The sequence below is a fragment of the uncultured Pseudomonas sp. genome (assembly GCF_913774235.1).
Taxonomy (GTDB): Bacteria; Pseudomonadota; Gammaproteobacteria; order Pseudomonadales; family Pseudomonadaceae; genus Chryseomonas.
In genome coordinates, this window is sequence record NZ_CAJYDW010000017.1 from 368,385 (window position 1) to 394,052 (window position 25,668).

Annotated in this window: 33 protein-coding genes, 1 tRNA gene and 1 pseudogene; 4 read left to right on the forward strand and 31 right to left on the reverse strand. The window is 66.0% G+C overall.

Annotated features, from left to right (window positions below; all coding sequences use genetic code 11):
* Positions 1-20: 20 nt before the first annotated feature.
* The 6 genes from QZ471_RS18725 to QZ471_RS18750 form a co-directional block, all read right to left on the reverse strand.
* Positions 21-2,858, reverse strand: a complete 2,838-nt coding sequence (locus tag QZ471_RS18725) for a toprim domain-containing protein (RefSeq protein ID WP_295466779.1) — start codon at positions 2,856-2,858, stop codon at positions 21-23.
* An 11-nt stretch (positions 2,859-2,869) separates the two neighbouring features.
* Positions 2,870-3,091 (reverse strand): hypothetical protein, encoded by a 222-nt coding sequence (locus QZ471_RS18730; protein ID WP_295466571.1) that lies wholly within the window; start codon positions 3,089-3,091, stop codon positions 2,870-2,872.
* The gene (locus tag QZ471_RS18735) at positions 3,088-3,333 is read right to left on the reverse strand and encodes a hypothetical protein (RefSeq protein ID WP_295466573.1); all 246 of its coding nucleotides are present in this window, start codon (positions 3,331-3,333) and stop codon (positions 3,088-3,090) included. The genes QZ471_RS18730 and QZ471_RS18735 overlap by 4 nt, the downstream gene beginning before the upstream one ends.
* A 77-nt stretch (positions 3,334-3,410) precedes the next feature.
* The gene (locus tag QZ471_RS18740) at positions 3,411-3,608 is read right to left on the reverse strand and encodes a hypothetical protein (protein WP_295466575.1); all 198 of its coding nucleotides are present in this window, start codon (positions 3,606-3,608) and stop codon (positions 3,411-3,413) included.
* Positions 3,605-3,901 (reverse strand): ogr/Delta-like zinc finger family protein, encoded by a 297-nt coding sequence (locus QZ471_RS18745; protein ID WP_295466577.1) that lies wholly within the window; start codon positions 3,899-3,901, stop codon positions 3,605-3,607. Before QZ471_RS18745 ends, QZ471_RS18740 begins: the two co-directional genes overlap by 4 nt.
* Before the next feature lie 120 nt (positions 3,902-4,021).
* Positions 4,022-4,249, reverse strand: coding sequence for a DNA-binding protein (locus tag QZ471_RS18750; protein WP_295466579.1), 228 nt, complete (start codon positions 4,247-4,249; stop codon positions 4,022-4,024).
* Between the two features lie 85 nt (positions 4,250-4,334).
* On the opposite strand from QZ471_RS18750, the gene QZ471_RS18755 reads away from it, so the two are divergent.
* Both QZ471_RS18755 and QZ471_RS18760 read left to right on the forward strand, forming a co-directional pair.
* Positions 4,335-4,679 carry a helix-turn-helix domain-containing protein gene (locus tag QZ471_RS18755; RefSeq protein ID WP_295466581.1) on the forward strand — a complete coding sequence of 115 codons (345 nt, stop codon included), beginning with the start codon at positions 4,335-4,337 and terminating at the stop codon, positions 4,677-4,679.
* Positions 4,680-4,852: 173 nt separating this feature from the next.
* The gene (locus QZ471_RS18760) at positions 4,853-5,029 is read left to right on the forward strand and encodes a hypothetical protein (protein ID WP_295466583.1); all 177 of its coding nucleotides are present in this window, start codon (positions 4,853-4,855) and stop codon (positions 5,027-5,029) included.
* A gap of 101 nt (positions 5,030-5,130) precedes the next feature.
* Here the strand turns inward: QZ471_RS18760 and QZ471_RS18765 are convergent, their stop codons facing one another.
* The 24 genes and pseudogenes from QZ471_RS18765 to QZ471_RS18880 all read right to left on the reverse strand — a co-directional run bounded on the left by QZ471_RS18765 (position 5,131) and on the right by QZ471_RS18880 (position 23,384).
* Entirely contained in the window at positions 5,131-6,414 is a 1,284-nt protein-coding gene (locus tag QZ471_RS18765; protein WP_295466585.1) for a contractile injection system protein, VgrG/Pvc8 family, read from the reverse strand.
* Complete coding sequence (locus tag QZ471_RS18770) at positions 6,411-6,854, reverse strand: phage tail protein (protein ID WP_295466587.1); 444 nt, start codon at positions 6,852-6,854, stop codon at positions 6,411-6,413. The genes QZ471_RS18765 and QZ471_RS18770 overlap by 4 nt, the downstream gene beginning before the upstream one ends.
* A gap of 5 nt (positions 6,855-6,859) precedes the next feature.
* Entirely contained in the window at positions 6,860-9,478 is a 2,619-nt protein-coding gene (locus QZ471_RS18775; protein WP_295466589.1) for a hypothetical protein, read from the reverse strand.
* Positions 9,468-9,587 (reverse strand): GpE family phage tail protein, encoded by a 120-nt coding sequence (locus QZ471_RS18780; RefSeq protein WP_074529353.1) that lies wholly within the window; start codon positions 9,585-9,587, stop codon positions 9,468-9,470. Before QZ471_RS18780 ends, QZ471_RS18775 begins: the two co-directional genes overlap by 11 nt.
* 8 nt (positions 9,588-9,595) lie before the next feature.
* Positions 9,596-9,901, reverse strand: a complete 306-nt coding sequence (locus QZ471_RS18785) for a phage tail assembly protein (protein ID WP_295466592.1) — start codon at positions 9,899-9,901, stop codon at positions 9,596-9,598.
* A gap of 53 nt (positions 9,902-9,954) precedes the next feature.
* Positions 9,955-10,470, reverse strand: coding sequence for a phage major tail tube protein (locus QZ471_RS18790; RefSeq protein ID WP_295466594.1), 516 nt, complete (start codon positions 10,468-10,470; stop codon positions 9,955-9,957).
* Between the two features lie 44 nt (positions 10,471-10,514).
* Positions 10,515-11,681, reverse strand: a complete 1,167-nt coding sequence (locus tag QZ471_RS18795; RefSeq protein ID WP_295466596.1) for a phage tail sheath protein — start codon at positions 11,679-11,681, stop codon at positions 10,515-10,517.
* 183 nt (positions 11,682-11,864) lie between these two features.
* Positions 11,865-13,697, reverse strand: coding sequence for a phage tail protein (locus QZ471_RS18800; RefSeq protein ID WP_295466598.1), 1,833 nt, complete (start codon positions 13,695-13,697; stop codon positions 11,865-11,867).
* Positions 13,697-14,266, reverse strand: a complete 570-nt coding sequence (locus tag QZ471_RS18805; RefSeq protein ID WP_295466600.1) for a phage tail protein I — start codon at positions 14,264-14,266, stop codon at positions 13,697-13,699. Before QZ471_RS18805 ends, QZ471_RS18800 begins: the two co-directional genes overlap by 1 nt.
* On the reverse strand, positions 14,256-15,161 hold the full coding sequence (locus QZ471_RS18810) for a baseplate J/gp47 family protein (protein ID WP_295466602.1): 906 nt from the start codon (positions 15,159-15,161) through the stop codon (positions 14,256-14,258). Before QZ471_RS18810 ends, QZ471_RS18805 begins: the two co-directional genes overlap by 11 nt.
* Before the next feature lie 573 nt (positions 15,162-15,734).
* Positions 15,735-16,154, reverse strand: a complete 420-nt coding sequence (locus QZ471_RS18815) for an XkdW family protein (protein ID WP_295466604.1) — start codon at positions 16,152-16,154, stop codon at positions 15,735-15,737.
* On the reverse strand, positions 16,154-17,860 hold the full coding sequence (locus QZ471_RS18820; protein WP_295466606.1) for a phage tail protein: 1,707 nt from the start codon (positions 17,858-17,860) through the stop codon (positions 16,154-16,156). The genes QZ471_RS18815 and QZ471_RS18820 overlap by 1 nt, the downstream gene beginning before the upstream one ends.
* Positions 17,857-18,477, reverse strand: coding sequence for a phage tail protein I (locus QZ471_RS18825; protein ID WP_295466781.1), 621 nt, complete (start codon positions 18,475-18,477; stop codon positions 17,857-17,859). Before QZ471_RS18825 ends, QZ471_RS18820 begins: the two co-directional genes overlap by 4 nt.
* Entirely contained in the window at positions 18,474-19,382 is a 909-nt protein-coding gene (locus QZ471_RS18830) for a baseplate J/gp47 family protein (protein WP_295466608.1), read from the reverse strand. Before QZ471_RS18830 ends, QZ471_RS18825 begins: the two co-directional genes overlap by 4 nt.
* Positions 19,379-19,723 carry a GPW/gp25 family protein gene (locus tag QZ471_RS18835; protein ID WP_295466610.1) on the reverse strand — a complete coding sequence of 115 codons (345 nt, stop codon included), beginning with the start codon at positions 19,721-19,723 and terminating at the stop codon, positions 19,379-19,381. Before QZ471_RS18835 ends, QZ471_RS18830 begins: the two co-directional genes overlap by 4 nt.
* Entirely contained in the window at positions 19,720-20,310 is a 591-nt protein-coding gene (locus QZ471_RS18840; protein WP_295466612.1) for a phage baseplate assembly protein V, read from the reverse strand. The genes QZ471_RS18835 and QZ471_RS18840 overlap by 4 nt, the downstream gene beginning before the upstream one ends.
* A 68-nt stretch (positions 20,311-20,378) precedes the next feature.
* Positions 20,379-20,660 (reverse strand): phage tail protein, encoded by a 282-nt coding sequence (locus QZ471_RS18845; RefSeq protein ID WP_295466614.1) that lies wholly within the window; start codon positions 20,658-20,660, stop codon positions 20,379-20,381.
* Positions 20,661-20,777: 117 nt separating this feature from the next.
* Positions 20,778-21,293 (reverse strand): phage tail protein, encoded by a 516-nt coding sequence (locus tag QZ471_RS18850; RefSeq protein ID WP_295466616.1) that lies wholly within the window; start codon positions 21,291-21,293, stop codon positions 20,778-20,780.
* Complete coding sequence (gene lysC, locus QZ471_RS18855) at positions 21,277-21,546, reverse strand: Rz1-like lysis system protein LysC (RefSeq protein ID WP_295466618.1); 270 nt, start codon at positions 21,544-21,546, stop codon at positions 21,277-21,279. Before lysC ends, QZ471_RS18850 begins: the two co-directional genes overlap by 17 nt.
* Positions 21,467-21,823: pseudogene (locus QZ471_RS18860) on the reverse strand (LysB family phage lysis regulatory protein); the annotation flags it as partial. The gene lysC and the pseudogene QZ471_RS18860, both read right to left, overlap by 80 nt.
* Positions 21,820-22,017 (reverse strand): hypothetical protein, encoded by a 198-nt coding sequence (locus QZ471_RS18865; protein ID WP_295466620.1) that lies wholly within the window; start codon positions 22,015-22,017, stop codon positions 21,820-21,822. The gene QZ471_RS18865 and the pseudogene QZ471_RS18860, both read right to left, overlap by 4 nt.
* Positions 22,014-22,826 carry an N-acetylmuramidase family protein gene (locus QZ471_RS18870; RefSeq protein ID WP_295466622.1) on the reverse strand — a complete coding sequence of 271 codons (813 nt, stop codon included), beginning with the start codon at positions 22,824-22,826 and terminating at the stop codon, positions 22,014-22,016. The genes QZ471_RS18865 and QZ471_RS18870 overlap by 4 nt, the downstream gene beginning before the upstream one ends.
* Positions 22,823-23,137 carry a phage holin, lambda family gene (locus tag QZ471_RS18875; protein WP_295466783.1) on the reverse strand — a complete coding sequence of 105 codons (315 nt, stop codon included), beginning with the start codon at positions 23,135-23,137 and terminating at the stop codon, positions 22,823-22,825. Before QZ471_RS18875 ends, QZ471_RS18870 begins: the two co-directional genes overlap by 4 nt.
* 22 nt (positions 23,138-23,159) lie before the next feature.
* Positions 23,160-23,384 (reverse strand): tail protein X, encoded by a 225-nt coding sequence (locus QZ471_RS18880; protein ID WP_295466624.1) that lies wholly within the window; start codon positions 23,382-23,384, stop codon positions 23,160-23,162.
* Positions 23,385-23,619: 235 nt separating this feature from the next.
* On the opposite strand from QZ471_RS18880, the gene QZ471_RS18885 reads away from it, so the two are divergent.
* Positions 23,620-23,892: a HigA family addiction module antitoxin gene (locus QZ471_RS18885; RefSeq protein WP_295466626.1), complete on the forward strand. Its 273-nt coding sequence runs from the start codon at positions 23,620-23,622 to the stop codon at positions 23,890-23,892.
* Between the two features lie 508 nt (positions 23,893-24,400).
* Here the strand turns inward: QZ471_RS18885 and QZ471_RS18890 are convergent.
* Positions 24,401-24,474 (reverse strand) — tRNA-Gly (locus QZ471_RS18890).
* 132 nt (positions 24,475-24,606) lie between these two features.
* Between QZ471_RS18890 and QZ471_RS18895 the strand changes: the two genes are divergently transcribed.
* Positions 24,607-25,668: a M4 family metallopeptidase gene (locus QZ471_RS18895; protein WP_295466628.1), complete on the forward strand. Its 1,062-nt coding sequence runs from the start codon at positions 24,607-24,609 to the stop codon at positions 25,666-25,668.

The following is a 25,668-nucleotide window of genomic DNA, read 5'->3' on the forward strand; positions in this document are numbered from 1 at the left end:
GGTGCGTGGGGTGGCGTGCTTCATGCCGGACTCCGGCTGGCCGGGCGGCCATGTTCGGCGGGGCTGTAGTGCGGATTGGCGAACACCCAGCAGCGCACCTTGTCCGGGCGGTCTTCCAGCGGATTGCGCTGTTTCTGCAGGGCGCGGATGCGGCTGGTGACCACCTTGTTGTCGATGAATCTGAATTGGCGGCTGTCCTTGAGCAGTTCTCTCAGGGTGCCGAGGTCGGCCAGGCGCTGGCGGTGCTCGGCGGCGCGCTCGACGAATTCGTTGAGGTTGATGGCGATCTCCCAGCCGTGGAGGCTGTGGTTGACCACCGGGTCGCCGCTGAGCGACTGCAGGTAGTCGTAGACCTGCCAGAACTCGACGACCGCCGGGTGATCGGCGCTGATGGCCGCCTGGCGCTCCAGGGCGATGCGCACCAGGGCGCGCTGGGTCTCGGCCACCATGCCCGGTGGCAGTTCCACCACCAGGCCCAGGCCGTCGAGCAGGGCCAGCAGCATGGCGTGGTTCTTGACGATACGTTCGATGCGCAGGTGGCCGACCAGCTCGTTCTGGCAGCTGCGGCAGCGGTGCTCGTTGGCCGCGAGCGGGGCGCCGCAGCAGAAGCAGTTGTCGCCCAGCCGGCGCAGCTTGCTTTCGTAGCGGGGAAAGGCCTCGTGGAACAGCGCCAGCACCTCGGCTTCCCGGCGGGTGGCCAGCAGCAGGAAGTGGCTGAGGGCGGCGCCGTCCATGCGGCTCAGGCTGTCGGCGGCGGCGCGGCTGGCGTCGGTCAGCACGGGGCGGGTGAAGTGCAGCTTCACGATCCGCGTGAGGATGGCCTCGGAAGCGCTCACCGGGGCGTTCTGGCTGATGGCGATGGTGCCGCGGAAGGGCGGTTCGTAGGTTTCGTTGCCGGCGGTCTTCATGCCGCGGGTGCGCAAGGTACCGCCGCCGAAGAAGTCCTTGAGTTCGTCCCAGTCGAAGCTCTTGGCGTGGGCCTTTTCCGGGTCGTTGCGGTCACCCTCGATGAGCACGATGGGCATGCCGGCGACCTGACCCATGGCGCGGCTGCGGCCGGCGGTGGAGGACTTGGACGGGTCGAAGCCCTCGTAGCCGGCGCGGCCGAACAGCTTCCAGAGAAAGGTCAGCAGGGTGGTCTTGCCGGCGCCGGCCTCGCCGGTAGCTTCCAGGAAGGGGAAGGACTGGTAGCGGGCGCGCAGCTGCTCGGCGAATAGCGAGCCGAACCAGAAGGTGAGGGCGGTCAGGCCATTGCTGCCGAAGCAGGTCCACAGCAGCGGCAACCAGTCGTGGCGGTAGTCGCCGGCGGCCGGGTTGGGCTTGAGGCCGATGGTCTTCTGCAGGGTCTTGAGGCGCAGCCGGCCGAAGTCGAAGTAGTCCTCGTCGTTGACCCGGTGCAGTTGGCCATCGCGCACCGCCAGGTCGCCGAAGACGTAGCAGCCGTGCTCGCGGCTGTAGCCGACGTAGTCGATGGTCTCCACGGTCTTCAGGCCGAACAGCTGGTCCTTCATGATCTTGTCCAGCTGGGTGCCAGTGCCGGTGAAGACGGCGCCGGCGGCCATGCCCAGCAGGCGTTTCTTGAATTCGCTGGCGGCGGCGACCTGGGCGCCGGTGAAGGTGTTCTTCACTGCCGGACCGTCGTGGGGGAAGTCGACGCGGAAGTAGTACCAGGATTCGTCGGTGATCTCGTTGCGCTGGAAGTACAGCGCCTGGGGCGCGCAGTTGGCGATCTCCACCACGTTGCCGGCCAGGCGCATGGCCTTGTCGCGCTGCTGCTGGCTAGTGAGCTGGCGATCCTCGTCGCGCTCGGACTCCTCGAGGTGGGTGAGGGCCTTGTTGTACTTGTCCAGGTCGAGCTTGAACCAGTAGAGGCGATTGTCGAAGGTGAAGTGGAATTCGTGGCGCTCGCGCCATTCGTAGAGCAGCACGGCCTTTTCGCTGGCGGTCTCGGCCAGCAGCAGGGCGCCGTGGTGGCGGGCTTCGGCCAGGTCGCGTTCGCGTTGTTCGGCGCGCGTCGCCGCCTCGGGCTCGAAGGCCCAGCGCTGGTGCAGGTCGTTCCAGTCGACCTTGCGCCCGGGCTGGGGGATCTGCGCGGCGGTGCAGGGGTAGCCCAGCGCCCGCGCCTGGCGTACCCAGCGGCGGGTGTAGCGCTGGGCGCCGGGTTCGTTGTCCAGCGCCCAGACCAGCCGGGGCAGGCGACCGCCGCGCAGCCGCGCCAGCTCCTGCAAGGACTCTTCCGGATAGGCGTTGCTGCTCATTGCCGAGACGGTGGCGAGGCCGTGGTGGCGCAGGGCGATGGCGTCGAAGATGCCCTCGACGATCCACAGTTCCTCCACCTGCAAGAGGTCCAGGTCCGGCGGGCACCACCAGACACCCTTGTAGCTGGCTCCGGGCTGGAAGCGGGCCTTCTGCTTGCCGAAGCGCGCCGGGCGATCGATCAGCCGTTCCCAGTAGCCGCCCTTGGCCAGCGGGAAGCGCACCGTGGCCGAGCCGATGCCTTGGGCGCGGTCCCAGTAGGTTTCCTGGCTGTACCAGCCCCTGATCAGGCCCAGGTCGAAGCCGCGGGCGAATTGCAGGTAGCCGTCGGCGCTGGCGGCCGGGGCCGCGGCGCTGGGCTTGAAGCGCTCCGACCAGTCGTCGAAGAGATCGGCGAACAGCTCCTTGACGTGCCAGCTCTGGCCGCACTTAGCCTCGCGACCGCACTTGACCACCCAGGGGGCGTCGTAGTCGGTGAACAGCTCGCGTTGGTGGCAGGCCGGGCATTCGCCCTTGCGCAGGTAGTGGGTGCCGGGGCTGAGCTTGAGGCCCAGCTCGCGTTCGAGGCGTGGCAGCAGGTCGGCGCGCAGTTGCGGGTCCATGGAGTAGCGGCTCAAGGGTTCACCTGTGCATCCGCGGTGAGCTCCCGTACCAGGCGCAGCGCACCCTGAGGCTGGCGCTCGGCGTCGTGGGCGAGGATCTGGAAGCTGCGGGCGATTTCGCGTAACTGGGCGCAGCTGTAGGCCTGCTGCACCTGCAGCAGGGGCAGGTTGAAGACGATCCGCGGCGGCTGCTGCGGATCGCGGATCAGGGTGACATCGAGGCACAGCTTCACGGACGCTTCTCCAGGTTGCGCAATTCATCGCGCAGGGCGCGGGCGGTACCGGCCACGGCGGCCAGCGCCGGGTGGTCGTGGTGGATGCGCCAGCGGCGCAGGGGACCGGCCGGGACCGTGCGGTAGCGGTCGTCCCACCAGTGCTCCTGCAGGCCGGCGCGATACTGGGCCGCCAGCCAGCGCAGATAGGCCCGGGCTTGCGTAGGGGTGAGTTGGAGCGGAACGCGGAGGTCGGCGGGCATGGTCTTTCCCCTCTTCAGGGCGCAACTCGCCCCTACCCACGCAAGGCGGGCATAGCGGGGACGTGGAGGCGGGCGGTTTAGCGGCTGGAAGGGCGCGTGGGTGCTTCGATCAGGGCGGCGGAGATGTCCGCCACCGGGATGCGATAGCGCTGGCCGTGCGGGTCGACCAGTACCAGATGGTCGGCGCTGCTGGCGGCCAGGTCGAGCCAGGGGCCCTGTGGCTGGGTGTCACGTCGGCGGCGAAAGCCGGCAGGGGGCAGGTCGTGGCGGGTCATGGCGTGGGCTCCTCGAGCGGATCCAGTAGGTCTTTCTGGTTGCTGGTCATGCGGCTGGCCTGGGTGGCGGCGCGCTTGAGCTTCGAGGGCGCCAGCGGCAACACCAGGCGCGGTGCCTCCAGTCCCGAGGGGCTGAGCTGGTAGTCGATGGTCTGGGTACCGCCGAAGGTGGCGCCGCACGCCAGGTTCTTGCACTGGTACCAGAGCGAGCGGAAGCAGGGGGTTTCACCCTTGCTGCAGCGGATCACCAAGGGGCCGTTGCAGGCGGGGCAGACCAGACGGAATTCACTCATGGCAGGCTCCAGGTGCGCGATGGACGCGCGCTGCAGTGAGACGATGCAAGGGGTGACAGGCTGAACGCGGTTCCGGGGTGGACATGACTTCCTCCAGGGGATGTTCCGGGGCAACGGCCCCTAGGGGTGATCGATGACGACCACGGATGGCTCCGGCTTGATACCGAGCAACACCGCACTGCGGTGAGCCTCGCCGCGCAGGCACTTCTTCTGCCCGTTCAGTACCGCGTAGACGGTGCTGGGGCTGAGTTGGTGGCGCAGAGCGAACTCCTTGACGGAAATACCCTGCATTTCCAGGCGTTTTCGCGCCTCTTTGCAGGCTTGCTCGGTGGCATAGGTGTCGGCCATAGTTCACATTCGTGTGATTTCAAGTGATTAAGGTGAACCATATTCAACGTTTGTTGGATAGTCAATCGCCTAAGAGAGGCTTTTGTTGAAAATCGGTGATCGATTACGGCTTGAGCGCCTCCGGTTGGGTCTGAACCAGGCCGATTTCGCGGCCTTGGCGGGCGTGACCAAGACCAGTCAGTTCAACTACGAGAAGGGTGAGCGCAGTCCGGATGCCAACTACCTGGCGGCCCTCCAGCCCCACGGCGTGGACATCCACTTCGTCATCACCGGCGAGGCGCTGCCCGTGGCCGAGTCGGCGCTCTCCAAGGTTGAGACGGAGCTGCTCGGCTACTTCCGGGGGATGTCCGAGACCAGTCGCGATGCGGTGCGCCGGATGGCGTTCGCCATGGCGGTGGCCGACGGCGCGTTGGATACGGGAGCGCAGTAGGGCGCTGGCCTGCTAGGAAGTTGCGTAGGCTTGGCAAGCTTTTGCACAGCTACGACGAGAAGCACTTGGCGATCCGCATCACAAAAATGTACTGTATTCGTATACAGTGTTTTTGGAGCCGGCGACCGATGGAACAGGCGCGTTTGACATTTCTATGGCATGAGCGACAACCGGTGCTGCTACCCACTCGCTTCGAGTTGGAGCTGGTACAGGCGTTTCGTCAGCTGTCCTGCGACGATCAGGCGATGCTCTGCCGCCTCGCCAATAGCCTGGTGCAGGTAGAAGGCCCCTTGCCGCCCCGCATCGATCAGCCAGTCGCCGCCCCACGCTTTCTGCCCCGTCCGCACTGAGTCCACCCGGACTCGCCAGGCCCCTCCCGGTCGTATCGGTCTGGCTGACCTGCAGATTCGCCTGCTCTGAGTTTCGCTGTCGCCTGACTTGGCGTCTGGCCTCAGCTCAACGGCTTGGTCGTTCCCTGGCGCTCCTCGATCTTCTTGGCCTCGCGCTCCACGGCCCTGAGCGCCGCTTCCTTGCTCGCATAGAGAAAGCGCAGGTGGTAGGGGTTGCTCTGGTCGCCCTGGGTCAGGCTGACCTGCTTGCCGGTCGCCGGATCCCGGTAATAGGCCAGCACGCCGCTGTACTTGGGCGGCACCTCGGTGACCAGGTCCGCGATTAGATCCTCCGGCTGCCTGGCCTGCAGGCCGCTGAGTTCGGTGACGAAGCCGCCGTCCGCGCTCAGGCTGTGCTTGATATCGCCGCCGTACCAGATGATGTCGTCGATCTCCGGCTTGATGCCCGTCAGGGTGTAGCTGAGTTCCGGGATGAGGTCGGCGCAGCCGAGGGCCAGGTGGTAGGAGAGGGTGGCGGCGCCGCGCTGCAGACTCTGCCATTCCGTCTCGGCCGCCTGGTGCGCCTGGGTTTTGTTGGCATAGGTGTGGCGCAGGTCGCGCGGATTCTTGCCGTCGCCGACCACCTCTTCCAGGCGCTTGCCCTGGTCCACGTCGTAGTAATAGGCGCGCACCCCATCGTTGGGGACGGTGAGCAGGTACTGGTGCTGATCGCCGTCCTGGCGACTGAGGATGATATGGGGCAGGTCCTTGCCGCTGGCCGTCTTGCCCTGGCCCTTGGGCATGAACAGCAGGCGCCCGGCCTTGACCGTGGCGACGGCATCGTACTCTTCACCGAGGCGGGTCAGCAGGTTGGCGTCGGATTCCCGCGCCTGGTCCAGCTGGAGAATCGGTTTCGCCTCCAGGGTGGCATCCACGGCGGCGGTAAGGCCCTGGCGCGCGGCCAGGATGCGCAGCACCTCGCCCAGGGTGGTGTTGCTGTAGCTTTGGTCACGCTGGGTCTTGAAACTCTTGCTCAGGTCGGCGCTGCGGGCGCGCAGCTTGAGCAGATCCGGCGCGCCGTTGTGGTTGATCTCGGCGATCAGGTAGCTGCCCTTGTCGACCAGGCCGGTGTTGCTCCAGCCCAGTTCCAGCTGGAGGGTGCCCCCGAGCGGCGGCAGCGGCAGGCGGCCGTCGTGGTCGGACAGGGTCAGGGTCAACTCGTCCACCTCCAGGCCGCGCTTGTCGGTCAACTCCAGGCTGACCAGGCGCGGGGCCAGGCGATCGCTGATGTCCTTGCCATCGAGCCGCAGGCGATAGATCGGCTGGGGATAGTCGCCACGCTCCGGCCCGCGCAGGAAGGTCCGGCGCACCTGGCCGGTGGTGGGGTCCAGGACTTCGCTGATCATAGGAGTTTCCGCAGCAGGCCATTGGTGGCGGCCAGCGCGGTCCCGAGGAATTCGGCGGCCTGGTTGTCGTCGATGCGCTTGAGGGTGAGGGTGAAGCCGATGCGCCGCGGGGTGCCGTCGGAAAAGAAGATCGTCTTGGTCTCGTTGACGCTTTCGATCACCCAGAGGCCATAGATCCGGCCGGAGCCCTCGATCAGTGGCCAGGCGCTGCCGGTACTGGCCATGAGGCGCAGCACATCGAGGCTGGTGGGCGAGCCGGCCAACTCCGGGGCGAGCCAGCCGGGCAGGGTGATGGAGTCGTCGCCCTTGCCGACGAACTGGCGGGCCGGCTGGGCGCCGACGCGCTTGGTCACGGCGTGGGTGTAGGCCGTAGTACGGTTGAGCTCGTTGTAGGCCAGGGTATGAAGGCTGAAGACGAAGGTGCCGAGGGCCATCATCATGGTGGTCAACTCCAGTCTCGGAGGCTGCTGCGGTTACGCGCGGCCTGTTCGGTTTTCTCGCGGGCGATCTCGCTGCGTACCAGGGTGGCGATCTGCTGGGCGTCCGCATTGGCCGGGGCGTTGATGGTGATGTTGAAGAGGTCGTTGCCGGCCGGTGCCGCGGCGGCGGGACTGGTCAAGGGTGGGCGGCTGTCGATGGTCAGGGGCGCGCCGATCCCGGGTAGCGGGGCGGTGGCCGGGGCGGTCAGCAAGGGGTTGCTGCCGGTGAGGCGTTGCGCAGCATCCAACTGCGGCAAAGGGGCGCCGATTCCAGGTAGTGGGGCGGCCGCGGCTCCCAGCACCAGGGCACCGGCACCGACGAGACGCTTGGTGCCGCCCAGTTGCGGCAGAGCCGCACTGGCGCTGCTGACCGTTTCGGGCAAGGCACAGGTGCAGGCTTGCTGGGTGGCGTTCGAATCCTTCCCACCGAAGATTGAGCTCAGCCAGCTGCGTACGCGGCTGCCCACGTTACCTATGGTTTGTTGAACGGCTGCCAGACGGCCGCTGAGGCCGCCGATCAATCCGTCCAGCAATTGGCTGCCGAGGGTAGTAAAGGTGTTCGGTAAGTCCTTGCCGAAGTAGGTCAGCAGGGGCTGGAACGCCTGATAGAGCAGATTCAGCGGCGAGAAGCTGATCAGCAGCGTGCCGAGGCCATCGAGCGCCGTCGAGAAGGTCTGCTTGATGCTGTCCCATAGACCTCCCAGCCAGGGCAGCAGGGATTCCTGGAGGCTGCCTAGGCTTATGCCGAGGCTACTCATCAGGCCGCCAAACAGCTGTCCGCCCAGTTCGCTGAGCTTGCTCGGCAGGTCAAAGCCGAAGTAGTCGAGCAGGGCACTGAAGCCCCGGTAGATCAGGCCGATCGGGGAAAAGTCGAGCAGCACGCTGGCGATGCCACCCAGGCCCCCGGAAACCCCTGCTTTGATTTCTTCCCAGAGACCGGTGAACCAGGGGCCGATGGTGCCCCAGTTGGCGTAGATCAGGGTTGCGGCGGCGGCTATGCCGGCGATGATGGCCAGGATGGGGTTGGCCAGCATGGCGGCGCCAAGCAGGCGGACGCCATTGATGAGCAGGTTGAAGGCGCCCGTACCGATTTCGCCCAGCAGCCGCAGACTGCCGCCGGCTACGCTCAGGGTACCGCCACCCAGCTTGGCGAGGAGCTCTAGGGTGCCGAACAGTGCCGGGCCGGTCAGGCTCAGCATGCCTTTGAACAGCGTGAAGGGCGCCATCAAGCCGGCCAGGCCCACGGCCAGGGCGCCGAAGGTGGCGGACAGGATGCTCGCACCCATGGCGAGATCGACCAGGACGATACCGGTTTTGGGATTGTCCTCCAGCCACTGGGTCACCTTCTGGGTGACCGCCGCCACGATCTCCAGCGCCTTGACGTAGGTCGGCAGGATGGTCGAGCCCAACTGACGGTACAAGTCGGCCTTGCGTGCCTGCAGTTCGAGCTCCGCGCCTGCGGGGGATTGCTGGGCCTGGGTGACCAAGCCATCGATACCCGCGGAGCCCCGCGTCTTGGCGGAGCTTTTGTCGAGTTGCTCGCGCTGCTTATAGATCTGGGTGAAGAGTTCGGCACCGGCCTTATCGGGCAGGATGGTGCGGATGGCGTCGAGGGTCTGGCGATCACCGGTGATGCCCTTGGCCTTGAGCGCAGGCAGCAGGACCTGTTGCAGCCAGGCGGCCTGATCCTGGGCGAACAGTTCGCTGCCTTTGAGCGCGCCGGCGTCCAGGGTGGCGTGGGTGCCATTGGTCTTGACCCGCCCCGGATCGACCAGGCCCAAGCTCTGCAGCTTGCTCGCCGCCGCGGCGGTGGTAGTGCCTTGGTAAAGATTGCGATAGCTGGCAGATAGGCCATTACCCACCTTTTCGCCACCCAGTTGTTGTACCAGCGGCTCGAGACCGTTGTAGAAGGCGTCGGCATTCAGGCCGCGCGCGGCTTGCCCACCTTTTTCCACCACCTTGAGCCATTCCGGCGCGGCGACCCGCCCCTGGGTGTTGGCCAGGGTCTTCTGTACGGCGTCGGCCTGCTGCTTGAAGTCGGCCTCGTCCTTCGGACCGCCGCGGGCGGCGATGACCTGCAGCATGGCGGTGAATTGGGCGGATTTGGCTGCCCCTGCGTCTTTGCCGTAAAGGGCTTGGTTGGCGAATTGGAGCTTGGCCAAGGTGGGCGCGGCCAGTTTAGCGCTGCTGACGTCGCCGAAAGCCTCCAGGGCCTGGCGCATGGCGCCCAGTTTTTCGGTGGTGCTGGAGCCATAGACCCCCATGGCCTTGGCGTATTTGACGGCGTCGGCGGTGGCTTTTTCGCCCAGGTTGAGGGCGCCGATACGGTTGAGTTCTTGGTTGAAGCGTTTGGCTTCTTCTATAGCGGGGCTCAGCAGGCCGAGGCTCTGCTCGACGGTGGCAGAGCCCGTCTCGCGCAAGGCGGTCAGGCGCTCGGAGACCTTGTCGAAAGCCTCGCCGCGTTTCTCCGCCTTGGTTTGGGCAGTCGCCCGGGAGGCTGCCAGGCGCTGCTCAAGGAGCTTGATGGAGGCCTGAATCCTACCGGTGGCGGATGGCATGCTGCGGGTCTGGGGATCATTCGCCATCGGGAGCGGCTCTCATACGGGCGCGTTCGCGCCAGTCCATCAATTCGGCCAGGCTCATGGCAGCGAGCTGGTCCAGTGGCCAGTGGAAGGTGATGGCGAGATCTGCCATCGCATCCTCTACGTGGCGGGGAAGAGCGCCGCCTTGTCGGACTTCTTCAGCAAAAAACCGACGATTTTCCCGCCCAGGTCGACCAGGTCGGCCGGGTCCAGGGCACGCACCTCGGCATCGCTCAGGCTGGGCTGGCTGATGCGCGGGACGATGCGGACGATGGCGTCGACGTTGAGGTTGAGCAGTTCGGAGAGCGACACGCCGCGCAGTTCGCCGGCAGTGGGCTTGCGCAGGCTGAGCTCTTCGATGCGGGTTTCGCCGCGCTGCACGGGTTGGTCGAGAAGCACGAGGTTGTCTTGGGTGGTAGCGGTCATGGGGCAATTCCTTGAAGGGTGGACCGGACCCGCCGCGGCGGGCCCGGGTGGGGTCAGATGCCGAGGGCGGCGCGTTGCTGGGCCAGACGATCCTTGCCGTCGACCTTCTCGACGAAGGCCAGCAGATCGATCTCGATGACGGTGACGCCATCCACGGTCAGCTTGTAGTAGCTGCAGGTGGTGGTGATCTTGTGCTCGGTGGTGCCACCGGCACTGGCTTCGCCCATCTCGATGGATTCGTGGCGACCGCGCACGACGATCTCCACGGCGGTGACGTCGCCGCTGTCGTCCTGCTGGTAGGCGCCGGCGAAGCGCAGCGGCACGGCGTCGGCGCCGACCGCGCCAAATTGCTTGAGCGCCGTCAGGTCCAGGCCGCCGAGGGTCCAGTCCAGTTGGATGCCCTCTTCGCTGAGGCCCATGTCGGCCTTGACCGGGCCGCTCATGCCGGCGCCGCGGAAGGCTTCCATCTTGCGCGCCAGCTTGGGCAGGGTGCAGGACTTGGCAACGCCGAGGTAGCTGTTGCCGTCGTTGAACAGATTGAGATTCTTGAGGGTGCGGGGCAGGGCCATGGGATGCTCTCCAGAGGCGCGCCGCGGGGCGCGCCGGATCAGGTTCAGGCGTTGACGCGGGCGGCGAAGTCGACCAGGAAGCGGTCGGTGATGCGCTGGCGCAGGGTGAGGTCTTCCAGCGGCGGCACTGGGGTGTAGTCGTAGTCGAGGAACAGCTTGCCGGCCTTGAGCGACTCCTTCTCGTTGCCGTCGGCGTCGTACCAGCACTCGCCGCCCAGCAGGTAGCCCTGGCGGGTCAACTCGCGGAACTTGGCGTTGATGCCTTCGACGATGTCGCGCACCAGGCTCGGGTGCATGGGGCGGTCGTTGGCCCAGAAGTGCGCCTCGGCCATGGTGTCGGCCAGCACCTGGGCGGTGCGGGTGTAGTTCTCGAAGGCGAACAGCGGATCGGCGCTGGTGGTGCGCGAGCCCCAGAAGCGGTAGCCGTCGTGGTTGATCAGGGTGGTGACCTGGTTGCCGTTCAGATAGTCGCTGTCGGTGGCGGTGTTCTGCAGATCCCAGAACACGTCCTTGCTGATGCCGGTGACACCGTCGACGGCGACGTTGGACAGGGTCTTGTGCCAGCCGATGCTCTGGTCCAGCTGGGCACGCAGGCCCAGGGCGCGGGCGGTGGCATTGGCGGTGACGGTGCTGTTGGTGCTGGTGGACCAGGCCAGGAAGTCCGGCCAGTGCAGCATCAGCTCGCGGGCGCCGAATTGCTTACGGTAGGCGACGGCATCTTCCTTGGTCACGCAGCCGTTGCAGCTGGCGTAGACGAAGCCGCGCAACTGCTTGGCGATGGCCACCAGGGCGGTGGTCACGGGTTGGGTGTCCAGGCCGGGCACGCCGAGGATGCGCGGGGTGACGCCGAGCTGGGCCTTGGCGGCCAGCAGGGCCTTCATGCCGGTGTACTTGCCGTTGGCCGCGCCACCGATGATGTTGGTGGTGAGCTCGGCGGCGTTGGCGCCGTCGGCGACCCGTACCACGACCACCAGGGGTTGGGCCTGGTCGGCGATGGCCTGCAGCGAGGCCGCCAGGGTGCCCTTGGTGCCGGCCTTGGCGACGGCGGCCTGGACGTTGGTCAGCAGGACGGGGGTGTCCAGCGGGAAGGCGGTGGCGTCGGCGTCGCTGGCGGTGCAGACCATGCCGATGACCGCGGTAGAAACGGTGGAAATGGAGCGGGTGCCTTCGTTGATTTCGAGGACACGGACGCCGTGATGATAGTCAGCCATGAGGGTTTGCCTGCGCGGATGGTGAGGTGACGTTGCACAGGCTGGCGCAATCCCTGGCGCCTGTCGTGGTGGGGGAGTTGTGGGCGCTGGGGGTACAAGTCAACAGCTTGTCAGGCGGGTTGGGGCAGAAATGAAAAGCCCCCTGGGCGGGGGCTTGTCGGTACCAGGTGGGCTAGCCGCGCATCAGTACTTGATGCAGGCGAGCAGGGCGATGTTACGCGGGCGGGACTCGTTGCCGCCGGAGGCCGCGATACTGATGGTGTGGGTGTGATCGCCGGCCACGGACGATGTTAGGGGAACGTTGTCGCTATACCAGTTCTCGTCGCCGTAGACGGCATTGCCTTCGCCATTGGCACGGTCGGCTTTCACCGAGGTGGTGTGACTGTGGGCACCCGCGTTACTTGCCGTAGCGGCATGGCTGTGGCTGGCGTTCTGACCACTTTGCAGGCTGCCGAAGGTCCGTCCGCTATCCACCCCGCGGCTGTCATCCCAGCCGCGAATGAATTCACCGCGCAGATCGGGCAGGTTGAAGGTGGTGGAACCGTCGCCGGCCCCGAAGGAGGTACCGATGGCGGCGAATAGCGTCGCATAGGTGGTGCGGCTGACGGCGGCACCGTTGGCCTTGAGATAGCCATTCGGAGCGGTGGTGCGGGCGAAGTATTCGATGGCACCGGCACGATCGCCGATGGCGTTGAGCACGTAGGCAGTGGAGGCCGCGTTGTTGCTGCGGTCACCATAGGCGACGGTCAGGGTCTCGAGTCCGGCGGACATGGCTACCCGGCCGGTAGCCAGATTCACGGCGAAGGGACGTAGGTCGTTCCAGTTGCCATAGGCATCACCTTTGGCGGTGAGCAATAGATAGAGTGCAGTACCATCGTTGCGCCAGAAGGAGCCGTAATCGCTGCCCACATGGCGCCAGCCGTTCGAATTGGCAGTCTGGACTTCGCCATTGAAGCGCTTGGTACCGTTGGCCGCCTGATCGCCTTCGCTGGTCAGGATCTGTCCGGTACGGCCAGCAGGTAAGGTGGCACCGCCCAGCTTCACCACGCCATCGGTGTAGACGGACAGCCACTCGACCCGGCGGTCCTTGGCGATATCTCCCGGCGGCGTATAGAAAAGTCTTTGCGACCAGCCACCATTCCCGTCCTGGACACCTTGAATGGATCCGACAATCCAGCCCCCAGCGTTGGCCATCTCCAGGGCAAGGTTGCCGGTGGGCTCCTGGTTCTGCAGGTAGACGCTTTTCCAGCCATTGGTAGCGGATTTGCCAGCGAGCCAATGTTGCAGCTCGTTGGGTAGGTCAGCGAAGCGACCGCCGGTGGCGACCTTGGCCAGGGTGTCGGTCATCGCCAGCTCACGCCAGTCGAACCAGGTGCTGTCATGCCGGACGCGCATGAAGGAGCGTGCCCGGCTACCAGAGCTGCCGAACACCTCGGTGGCCAGCTGCACAGTGCGGATAGACGAACCATGGGTGATGACGTCGAAGGCGACTAGCGCGGAGTCGGTAGCGGTGACGCGTGGGTAGTTCTGGGCGACGGCCTTGCCCTGAGTCCCCTCGTAGCGGACGGTGCTGCCGAGTGTGGCCTGATTGAGGTTCAGGTCGATGCCGTTCACCGACTCGGCGCCCACGCCGAAGGCCGCTAATTGCGCCAGTACGCCAGCTGCGGTCTGCACCTGGTCGCTGGTGGTGCCCGGTGCTGGACGCGGCGCAATGGGCTTGCCGGTCAGCGTGGGCGAGTCGAGCGGTGCCTTGGTGGCGTCCTGGACGGTGATGTCGGTGCTGCCGTCGAAGGCCACGCCGTTGATCTTGCGGGGCGTGGCCAGGCGAGTGGCCAGGGCGGCGCTACGGCTGCCGTCGAGCAGGCCGTCCAGGCGTGTCTTGAGCCAGCGGGTGCGGTTAGCCAACTGGTTGGCCTGGCGGTTGGAGATGCCGTCCGCACCGCCGACCACCGGGTCGCTCTTCTCGATCTGGTAGATCCCGTCTTCGTACTGGTTTTGCTCGGTGAGATTGGTCATCAGGCGACTCCGTAGGTATAGCTTGCGTCGTAGTGGAAGGTGCCGCTGTGGTCGTTGAGTGCGGCGGTGAAGTTGAGGGACAGCAGCTCGCAGCGCGCCGGGGCGACGTCGGCCAGGGTGCTGCGGATCAGTGCCGCCTGGGCGACGCTGATGGGTTGCCGGACGTACAGGCGGTACTGGGCCCAGTGCTCGGCATGGCTGTGGAAGCGCTCGCCGTCGTAGACGTAGCTGGCGTCGTAGTGACCGCCCTGGGCGCCTTCGAGCAGGGTGAAGTCCTGGTTACCGAGCAGGTTGGCCAGCGCCCGGCTCACCGCGCCGCGGGTACCCTTATGGCGATGGATGCGCACCGAGTCGGCGATCACCTGGCGCTTCCTGTCCTCGCCCCAGTTGGCGTCCCAGTCGTCCACCGAGACGGCCCAGGCCAGCCAGGGCAGCAGGCCGGCCGGGCACTGCCAAGGATTCCAGAGATCGCGCAAGGGCACGGGCAGCGCCGCGAGGTCGGCGCCGGCCGTGGCCAGGGCCGTTTCGAGACGGGTGCGGTTGGGTGGCAGCAGCGACTCAGGCGTCATCGGCAACCTCCGTGATCAGGCTGATGGCGCTGCAATAGGCCGCCTGGTCGGCGGCCACCACGAGGTCGCTCGCCGGGCTGGCCAGGCGCACGTTGTGCACGCCGCTCTGGTGCAGGGCGGCGAACAGGCCGGAGCGGGTGACGTCCTTGCCCAGGGCATGGCGTTCGGCGACATAGGCCTGGGCCTTGGCCAGGGCATTCTGCCGGACCACGGTCAGTTCGGGACCGGGGTAAAGCTGCAGGGTGGCCTTGACCTCGTAGGTGACGATCGCAGCGGCACCGACCTCGACGGTGTCGCACAGCGGGCGCACGTCTTCGTCATTGAGGGTGGCCGCCACCTGAGCCAGCAGGGCGGAGTCGGGGGTGCCGTCGCCCGTGGCCGCGAGCACCACCACCCGTACCGTGCCCTGGAGTGGGCGCAGGATGGCCACGTCCTTGACCTGAGGCGAGGCGGACAGGGCGTGGTAGCGGTAGGCGTTGCGCGAGCCGGCGGTGGTGAAGCCCTCCAGCGCCAGCTGGGTGCGCTGGCGCAGGCGTTCATCGCTTTCGTAGACGGCTGCGCGAGGCGGCTTAGCGGTGGAATCGGCTGGAGTGACCAGTGCCCGGGTGACGCCATACCAGGCGGCCAGGTTCTCCAGGTCACTACCGGTCGCATAGGCCAGCAGCGTGGCCTTGGCGCCTTCGTTGATGCGCTGGCGCAGCAGCAACTCGCGATAGGTGTTTTCCTCGAGCAGCTTGGTCAGCGGCTCGGATTCCAGCGCCAGCCGGGCGGCCAGGGACTCCTGCTCGGCCGCCGGCCAGAGGGACAGCAGCCGCGCCTTGCGCTGCGCCAGCAGCGTCTCGAAATCGAGCGGCTCGACGACGGTCGGTGGGGGGAGTTGCGAGAGATCGATCATTGGTGGACTCCGCGAGGGTGGGGCGGATGGGCAACGCCGGGGGCACGCGCTCGGCGCTCCGGATCGCGGTTGGAGTTGGATCGGCAACGGCGATGTGCAGGACTGGACTGGCGGCTGGGTATCGCGGGATCGGCCATGGTAGGGAGGCGCCGGGAAGGGATGACGCTGCACAGGCTGGCGGACCCGGCGAGCCGGGTCATGGGGTGGGGGTTGTAACGGGGAGCACTACAAGATCGAGCTCAGATTAGTGGCCCGGCCTGGGCCAACTTTGCTGGGCTGTAGAGTTGTGACTGCGTGAGCCCTGGTACTTGGTCGCAGAACGCCGAGGAGAACCAGCCTGGTTGGCTCCACAGCACCAGTTGGTGTCCTCAATAGCTAAATCGGCGAAAACTTCTTTCCGACGTGCAGCGTGATGCGCAACTACGATAGAACGCTGTACAAGGCGTGGCACTGATCGAAAACTTCTTCGCCAAGCTCAAGCAGCATCGTGCTATAGCCACCCGCTACGATAAGCAATATGGTTCGAAATTTCCTGGGTGCTATTGCGTCGCTACTGTCATCTCGCTCAATTGATTACGCCCTAGGCGGTCGAGTGGCCGCCAGCCAGGTTGGAGCGACCGGGCGTGACGTGCCGTCAGGGAACGCTTTCGCCGCGGGCCAGTGGCGCAGCGCCTGCCGGTAGGCTAGTAGCTCGGCGAACTGATCCGCCGAGAGAGTGGTGGTGGTGCCGGCGTCGAGCTCGTCGCGGTGCCGTGCAACCTGCCATTCTGTCTCGCCCAACTCGGCATCACGCCAGGCGCGTTCGGCGGCGATGGCTGCAAGACCGGATGCAGCAACCGCCGCAGCGGCCAGGACCTCGGTGCCAGGGGCCTTACTATCGAGATTCCATTGCGCGATGTAATCGCCGTCGCCATCGTTCCGCAGCACCCAGGATATCGCGGGATCAACGGATGGAAACAGACTAACTAACGCATCATGTAGCGAGGCGACCATCAAATAACCCTCCTGCCTGAGCACCACGACAGAGCTTGATCAACATAAGTATCGTCTGCGATGCTGGTGTTGTAATAGAAAGAAACAACGTCGCCTGCCGAAAGTTTCACGACGCCACTTGTTCCACACATTGCTGATTGATTGGCGACATAGGTGTCTTCTTGCAGTCTGCTTATTTCTGCGCCATTTGCATATAGCATTAATACACGCGATGCTTGTTTATTTGAGCTGGGGATGCCATGTATGGCTGCCGAAAATTCATATAACCCATCATAGGTGGTCGTGAATTCACCACGCGCTGCGTTATATTCTCCGAGCACATCTATAGTTTTTGTGGAATAAATTAATTTGGTAAATGTAGACGCTGAGATCGATTGCGAAACAGAGTTCCAGGCCCGGAACGCGCTCATGTTTATCTGCGCGCCAACCTTGGCGCCTAACGAACCGCCTGTTACAAACCAGTTAATCCCGTCCGTAACGGACAGCTCAACGCTTTCGCCTGGTGCCAGAACTAATGACTTAACAGCAATCAAATTGCCTCTGGCGATATAGTCGTCACTACCGCTAACTTTAAGAATAAAAGGATGATCAGTGTTCGAGAAAAATCTAAATGTATCACCAATCCTGCATGTCGCCACAATAGGGAGTGTTATGGTAACCGTAGATGTCGCGCACATTTGAAAAATAGCACCAGCCATTTCTGGCTTTAAAGCAGTCGATACGTATATTTGCGCAGAGCTTGAGCTTCTATTGCCTATAACTTTTTCAACATAAGCGACGTCCGCGAGCTCCTTTGAAGTGCTCGACCGATTTGGCGATAAGGTTCGCTTCGGCGCGACAAGTTCAGGGCTATTGATATTAGCTTTCTTGTCCAGCATGGCTGCCAGCTGCGTGCCGTTGTAGAACGGCACGAAGTTCAGCGACGTCGTGCCGAGCACAATCGGCCCATCGGTCACCAACTGCCAAAGGGTGTCTGCATTTGTCGTGCCCTCCTCGACGGCCACCAACAGGCCTGATGTTACTTCGGTAGCGCTGTCAGTATCGGACGTGCGCGACCAAGACCCAGCTGCCACGATGTATAGACCATTTGCCGAGGCGGTAGCTTGGTCCTTCACCAGCACCCGCTCACCCACCACCAAGGCCACGCCATCGACAGTCTGGGTACCGCTCAGCGTGAGGTTCGCAGTGGTAGCCACCCGCACCGACTGCTTGAAGTCCAGCCGGTTGACGGCCACGGTAATGGCATCGTCCACATACTGCCGAGTGGCCAGGATCACGCTGGGATCGATCTTGAGCTCCACGGCACTGGTGCTGCTCACCACCAGGATCATGCGCAGCACCTGGGTCCGGCCGGAGCCCTCGGCCAATTGTGGCTTGTAGCTGGGCGGGGTGTTGGCCACGGCGATCAGGTTGCCGTCGCTGTCGTAAAGCCCCATTTCGCGGATCCAGTTGCCGCCGGTGGCTTCGGGAATGACCAGCTCGGCAATGATCTGGCTGCTGTTGCTGGGATCGACGCTCAGGGTATTGAGGCCGGCGCGGTACCACTCGCCGGCCAGGGCCGTCTGGGTGCGTGTGGGCGTAGGCACGGCGCCACCACCATCGCCGACCGCCATCTTGGCGATCTTCAGGGTGGTGTTGAGCGCCGCGGCGTTGGCCAGCTTGGCCTCGCCGATGGCCGTGAGGATGGCGTAGTAGGTCTGGCTCATGGATAGATGCTCAGGGTGTCGAGGGTGTGGGTGCTGCCGGCGCCGAGCAGGGCTTGGCCGCTGACGACGATGGCGTCGGGCTGATAGGCGTAGACGCTGAGGATCTCGCCCTGGTAGGTCGCGAGGCCGACACCTGCGGTACCGCGGGTTTCCAGGCTGATGGCCAAACCGATCAGGTGCCGGCCGACTGGGCGGGCATCGTCGATCAGCAGGCTCATGGCGTCATACATGGTCTCGGTGATGCCGCTGTCGAGTACCCCGACGTCCAGGCGGAAGGTGCCCGGGATGCCGGTCGGGCTCTCCTGCCACCACTCGTGCACGCGGATCAGGTAGCCCAGGGGTTCCACCACCCGACGCAGGGCGCCGATGGTGCCCTTGTGGGCATGGACGAAGTAGGCGGACTTGATGACCTGGCGCTTGGTGGCCTCGCTCCAGGTGCTGTCCCAGCGATCCACCGAGCGGGCCCAGGCCAGGTAGGGCAACAGTTCTTCTGGGCAACGGTCGGGGTCGGCCAGGTCGCGCAGCGGGACGGGCACCTCGCCGATGCCGGCCAGGGCTTCGGCGGCTAGGCGTTCCAGCGGGGTGCTGTTGGGCGGCAGCAGCGTCTTCATGGTCAGGCGCCCAGGGTGACGCTAATAGCGGAGCAGTAGGCCGCCTGGGCTTCGGTCGGGGTCAGGTCCTGCCAGTCCTTGAGCTCGACCCAGGCCACCCCGGCGACGTGCAGCGCGGCATCGATGCCGGAGCGCGATACTCGCACACCGAGACGGCGACGCTGGTTAACGTAGGCGGCCAGTTGCTGGCGGGCGGTGGCCAGGATGACTTCGCCCTCGGCCCCGGTGTTGGCCAGGTGCAGCACGGCCTTGACCTGGTAGGTGAGGATCTGCGCCGATTGCACGGTGAGACGATCGCCCACCGGACGCACGTCCTCGTCGTTGAGGGCCTGGCTGACGGTAGCCAGCAACTCCGCCGAGGCACTGCCGTCGCCCTCCAGACTCTGCACGGTGACGGTCACCACGGCGGGGCTGGGACTGATGGCGCTGGCGTCGGCGACCTTACCGCTGGCGTTGCGCGCATGCAGGATGTAGGCATTGCGCGGCCCGGCCACGCTGAGGCCCTCCCAGGCCATCTGCACCCGTTCGCGCAGGGCATCGTCCGTCTCCAGCACGGCCGCGGTGGGCGGCATGGCGTTGGGGTTGGCGGGGGTGACGACCAGGCGCGCGAGGTTGACGCCCGCGGCGATCTGCTCCAGGTCGCTGCCAAGCGCCTTGGCCAGCATGGTGCCCAGCGCCGCCTCGTTGACCCGCTGGCGCAGCAGCAATTCGCGATAGGTGTTTTCCTCGAGCAGCTTGGTCAGCGGCTCGGACTCCAGCGCCAGACGGGCGCGCAGGGCGGCCTGCTCGGCTACGGGCCAGAGGCTGACCAGCCGCTCCTTGCGCGCCTGCAACAGGCTTTCGAAATCCAGCGGCTCCACCACGCTCGGCGCTGGCAGCTGGCTCAGGTCGATGGGGGTGAAGGTAGTCATGACAGGCCACCGAGCACCAGCGGAGCGCGCAGGTTGACGGCCGCGTCGTTGACGGTGCTGTAGCCCTCCAGCTCGATGAAGGCCTGGCCGGGACGTTCGCCCTGCACCAGATCGATATGGGTGAGGTTGAGGCGCGGCTCCCAGCGCAGCAGGGCGATCACCGCGACGGCCTTGGCCTGCAGGCCGAGAGCACCGTTGAGCGGCTGGTCGAGCAGGCGGAACAGGTCGCAACCGTAGTCGCGCCGCATCAGGCGGCTGCCGATCGGCGTGGTGAGGATGTCGGTGACCGATTGTTGCAGGTGCTCGAGGTCGCCCAGGGCCTGGCCGGTGTTGCGATTCATGCGGGTGCTCCTGTCTGGCTGCCGCCGCTCTGGACGCCGCCGTGGGTGTGCTTGACCAGGCTGATGCCGGCCGCCACCACGTCCTGGCTGACGGTGACCTGGCCGGTGACCTGCTGGTTGCCGGTCTGGGTGTAGTCGCCCTGGTGGGTGATGGGGCCGACGATGGTGATGCCGCCGGGGCTGGTCAGCTGCGTGACCCCGCCCGCGGGCAACACGGCGCTCAGGCGATGGGCCTGGCTGTCGTATTCGATGACGGCGCCGTCCGGGTAGCTGCGTCTATGCAGGTCGGCACGATCGCCATTGGCCGGCAGCAGCTGGCTGAACAGACCGCAGAGGACGATGCCCTGTGTGGTCTGGCCGCTGGGGCTGAGCAGCACGACCTGCTCGCCGATAGTCGGCGGGTCCCACTCGCGGCTGCTGCCGGCGCGTAGCGTCAGCCAGGGCAGCCAGCCGGTGAGCAGCTCGCCGCTCTGCACGCGCACGCGGGCGGGGCGGGGTTCGGTGAGACTGCCGTGGTCCACCGCGGCGATGGTGCCGAGGCGGATCAGGTTCTCGAGGAGGCGGGAGAGCGCGGCGAAATCGTTCATGCCACCAGCATGGCGCTCGCCCGGGCGCCGTGCAGCCGGCGGGCGTTGTCGGCACACGGCCGACAAGTTCAGGCGGTGCCGATCAGCCGGGCCACGTCCGGGTTGGCCGCCAGGAAGGCCTTGAGCTTGTCGACCGGGTCCTCGGCTGCGTAGGCCTTGGGACGGTTGACCAGGCGCCAGGCGCTGCCGTCCCAGCGCGGCCACTGGCTGTCTTCCCAGGTGGTGGGCGGCGGCGTTTCCACGCAACGCGCCGGCAGGAGATAGACGCCGGGATCGAGCGGGGACTCGTCGGCGACGGTCTCGCCCAGGTAGAAGCCGGTGTGGTCGAGCTGATAGACGAGCTTGTCCATGGGCACTCCTTCAGTACTTGATGCTGGCCAGCAGGGCGATGTCGTGCGGGCGGCCGGTGCCCTCGCTGAAGGCGCGGCAGGCCTGGGTCGACAGCGCTATGACGACAGGCGGTCGCCTCAGCCCTGACTGCGCTTCGGATGCGGCATGGCCAGCGCCACGGCGTCGCCGGCGGCGCTGGACTGCCATTCGCCGAGGGTGCCATCCGCCGTGGACAGCTGCCAGGTACCGGCGTCCAGGTAGGGGCTGTAGTGCGGCTCGGCGGGGCGGGTCAGTTGGTAGGAGCCGTCCGCCTGGCGCTCGGTCACCACTCTTTCGGTGAGCGGCAGCAGCAGGGTGAGGCCGTTCGCGGTCATCTCGAAGCCGATGCCCTGGGCGGCCTGGTCGAGATTGACCAGCAAGTCGGACTGGTTCTCCCGGACCCAGAGCAGCAGCGCCAGGAGCACCAGGTCGACGTCGCCGGCGAAGTCGCTGAGGCTCAGGCGCACCTGGTAGGCGTACTCCCAGGACAGGCTGGTGGCGCCGGTGCAGTGCAGCCGGCCCTGGGTGACGGTGAGCGCCAGGCGACTGGGGTTGTCGTGCAGTTCCGGGATGCTGGCGAGCAACTGGGCGCGAAGACTAGCGGGTTTGTTCATGCTGGGCCTGCTGTAGGGTGTAGATCTGGTCGACCTGGGCGGCGCAGTCTGCCCACGCCGCCTCCAGGGTGTCGGCGTCGGCGAGCAGGTCGCCGTTACTGCGCGGCGCCGTGGCCGGCAGCTGGCAGGGCGTCACCAGCGGACAGCCAGTCACGGTAAGCGCCGGCACCGTCGAGGGTGGGGCGCTGGCGCAGCCGGCGAGCTGCAGCAGGCAGAGGCTGAGCAGCCCAGGCCTTGAGATCGCGGTTTTCATCTTCGAGCTCCTGCAACCGGCGCCGGCGAAGATCCAGTTCGCGGCGCAGGTCGTGTTGGGTGGTCTGGAGTTGGCGCTGGGCGGCGCGTTGCTGGTCCAGCACCTGCTGTAGCTGGCGCAGTTCGGCCTGGGCTGTGCCGGCGGCCTGGCGGGCACTGTCGCGCTCGGCACCGGTCAGCTGCAGGCGCAACTGCTGGGCATGCAGCAGCAAGCCGAGCAGGACGCAGCCGACCAGCAGCGCCAGGGCGCCGAGCAGACGTGCCGCCAGCAGGTTCATAGCGGTCGCCAGCCGGCGTGGCCGAGCGCCGCGCGGTCCAGGTGGCGGGGATCGCCGACCACCACGATGGCCTTGACCCCCGGGCTGGTGCGCTGGATGGTCTCGGCCAGGCGTTCGGCGTCTTCCAGGGAGGCCCCGGCCGGCAGGATGAAAACGTCGCCATCGCTGCTGGGCCACTGCGGGTCGTGGCTCATCGAGCGGACTCCGCTTTATAGCGAGCGAAGGCGCGCGCCAGCTTGATGTCGTAGAGATTGCGCGCATAGCCGGGGCCGTTGTAGCCGCGGGCGAAATCCGCCCATTTGCCGGTGCGCAGCGCCTGCAGCAGCCCCGGCTGGGTGCGCAGGAAGCGCACGAAGGCCTCAAGTTGCGCCGCCGCGCCGCTGCTCAGGCGCTCGGCGAAGTCCTGGATCCCGGCATAGCCCAGCGTCTGCCAGTGGTAGCCCATGATCTGGAACAGGCCCCAGCTGGCCGACTCCAGGGCCAGGTTCTCGTCGAGCTGGCGCGCCAGGGTGATCCGTTGCCATTCGCTGGCGCCGTTGCCATAGCCGCCGGGTTGCGGATTGACCAGGTTGGGATAGTCCCGAGCCAGCAACTCGGCCGTGGCGCGGCCGCGGCGTTCAACCAGGCGGGCGTAGAAGACGTGGCGTTCGAAGAGGATCACCGGACGGCCGTCTTCCAGGAAGCCACTGCCACGGGATTCGACTTCGGTGACCGCCTGGACGGCGGCCAGGGGCACGGCCAGGGTGGCGGCGGCGCTCTGCAGATCGGCGGGGGCCAACTGGCGGGGATCCGCGGCGCCGCCCAACGCGGCCAGGGTACGCGGACCGGCGAGGCCATCCGCCGGCAGGCCGGCACGGCTCTGGAAGGCCTGGACGGCGGCCAGGGTCGTTGCGTCGAAAGTGCCGCTGGCGACAAGAGCGAAACCTTGGGCGGCCAGTGCCTGCTGCAAGGCTTGCACTCCCGGGCCCTGGTCGCCCTGGCGCAAAGACGTGGCCGCACTCATTGCAGATCCACCTTGCGGTCGAGGTAGCGATCAGCCAGCTTGCGCACCCCTTCGACGCCGAGCAGGCCGATGATCCCGCCGAAGAACGGCGCCGTGGTGCTGGACAGATTGAACAGTTCGAAGCCGCCACAGGCGCTGACGGTGATCAGACCGCACAGTGGCGCCTCCAATAGCATCTGGCGCCAGCTGCCGCCGCCATAGGCGACGCGCAGGGCGGCGATGCCTGTGCCGATCAGGCCGGCATAGAAGGAGGGCCAGTGATCCTGGAACCAGGCGATCAGAAAGGCCCAGGTATCGGGGCGGTCGGGCATGTCGGGTTTCTCGCGCATGGGATCAATCCCAGAGGTTCACCGGCTGTTGCGCGGCGGTGCCGGCGGTGGCCGTGGTGGGGACATCTGGCAGGGTGACGGGGGTGCCGATGGGCAGGACCGGACCGAGTTCGGCCAGGCCTGGGTTGTGGTCGAGGGCGGCCTCGGTGACGCCGCGGGTGTAGCCGTAGTGCCGCAGGCAGACGAGGTCGAGGGTGTCGCCATGCTGGGTACGCAGAACGGTGGTCATCAGCGCAACTCCTCGGGACGCGGCCGGTTCGGACTGGAGAAAGGGAAAGGCGGAGTGGGGTTGGCCATGCCAGGGTCTCGCAGGCATAGGGGTAGTGCTGGTCATGGTCGAACGGCCACCGCGACGCGGCAACGCGCGGGGGTTGTAGGCCGGAAGGGGACAAGCCGCAGAGAGAGGCGTTACTGGGTGTAAACCCAAAGATCACACTTTCGACTACCACCGACACGGAGGCCCCATGGCCATGCATAGCCCCCCGCATCCCGGCGCCGTTTTGGCAACGGTGCTCGAGGAAACCCCGATCAAGATCGCCGAGGCCGCGCGCCGGCTGCACTTCAGCCGCGTCTACCTGTCCGGCGTGGTGCACGGCCGCAAGCCGATCCGCGCCGACCTCGCCGTGCGTCTGGAGCGTGCCGGCCTGTCCACTGCGCGCTTCTGGTTGTCGATGCAGGCCGCCTACGACCAGTGGCAGGCCGAGCAGCCGGCCGTCGAGCGCATCGCCGCCGCCTGAGCCGAAACGCAAAAGCCCCTGGCAGCCTGAACTGCCAGGGGCTTTTTCATGCCTGGGGATCGCACCGGGATAGGGGGTACGTACGCCGTTACCAGCGTTCCGATCCAGCCTCCGGTTGGGCGTAGACCGCGTCAGGCCTGGCTTCCAGCCCCTGCCGTCGTGCCGTTCCCTCAGCGTTCCCGCGCCCGTTCTCCAGCCGCGAAGCCGCTTGCCAGAGGGGTTCTGAAGAATCCTGAGTAACAGTCTATTTTGTTACTGCAGAACCTTGGATAACGGCCAGGGAACAGCCACGACAAACGGCTCAAAGCCAGGTTAGCCAAGGCGTACAAAGATTTTCGAGCGGTGGGTAACGGCGGTAACGCCAGCCCCTGGCCCGACCCTGAAAAGAGGCTGTTGGCAGGCGGGAGGGTGGATAGAGATCGGTGCAGCGCTGGAAGCCAACTGTCACCAAAACTGTCACCAGCTTGCCTGGCGACCGGCTCTCAACTGCTGAAAGCCGCATGAAATCTGGAGCGGGCGAAGGGAATCGAACCCTCGTCATGAGCTTGGGAAGCTCAGGTAATGCCATTATACGACGCCCGCGTGGGGTGCTTTGTACCAGAAGCTGGCGCCGGGGTGAAGAGGCGGGAGTCGTCTGGGTGTTTTGCGGTCCAAGGAATAGAGGCCGCACGCAGCGGTGACCGGGGACCCTGTCCCCAACGGAGGAGGGCGCGCATGTCTCGCAACCAGGGCACTATCCAGGGGGTGATTCCCCCCTACATTCTTGGCCGCATCATCGATCATGGCGACGAGCACCAGCGTTCCTGCGCCCTGACCACCCTCAGCCATGTCCAGAGCCTGCTGCACAATCCCGGCCGGCCGGGAGTGCGCCAGGCACCGGTCGGCGCCTTGCCGCGCACCGATGACGCCAGTCCGCAGCGCAGCATCTTCGATGCCGGCAATGCCATGCAGTTACCGGGGCGACTGGTCCGCCAGGAAGGGCAGGCGGCGGTCAGCGACGTGGCGGTGGACGAGGCCTACGATTACCTCGGCGCCACCTTCACCTTCTTCTATGAGGTATTCGGCCGCAACTCCATCGATGGCCAGGGCCTGCCCCTGGCCGGCACCGTGCACTATGGCCAGGAGTACCAGAACGCCTTCTGGAACGGCGAGCAGATGGTGTTCGGCGATGGCGACGGCGAGATCTTCAATCGTTTCACCATCGCCCTGGACGTCATTGCCCACGAGCTGGCCCATGGCGTCACCGAGAGCGAGGCCGGATTGGTCTATTTCAATCAGTCCGGCGCGTTGAACGAGTCGGTGTCCGATGTTTTCGGCAGCTTGGTCAAGCAATACCAGCTCAAGCAGACCGCGGCCGAGGCGGACTGGATCATCGGGGCCGGGTTGCTCACCGACCGAATCAACGGCAAGGGGCTGAGATCCATGGCCGAGCCCGGCACGGCCTACGACGATCCGACGCTGGGCAAGGACCCCCAGCCTGGCCATATGCGCGATTACATCGAAACCCGCGAAGACAACGGCGGCGTCCACCTCAACTCGGGCATTCCCAACCGCGCCTTCTATCTGGCGGCGGTGGCCCTCGGCGGCCATGCCTGGGAAAAGGCCGGTCCGATCTGGTATGACACCCTGTGTGACAGCCGCCTGGCCAACGACGCGGATTTCGCCGCCTTTGCTCGATTGACGGTATCCAATGCCGGTCGGCGCTTCGGGGCGGAGTCGGCTGAGGTGCGGGCTGTCGAAGAGGCCTGGGCTGGTGTGGGCGTTACCCTGAGTTAA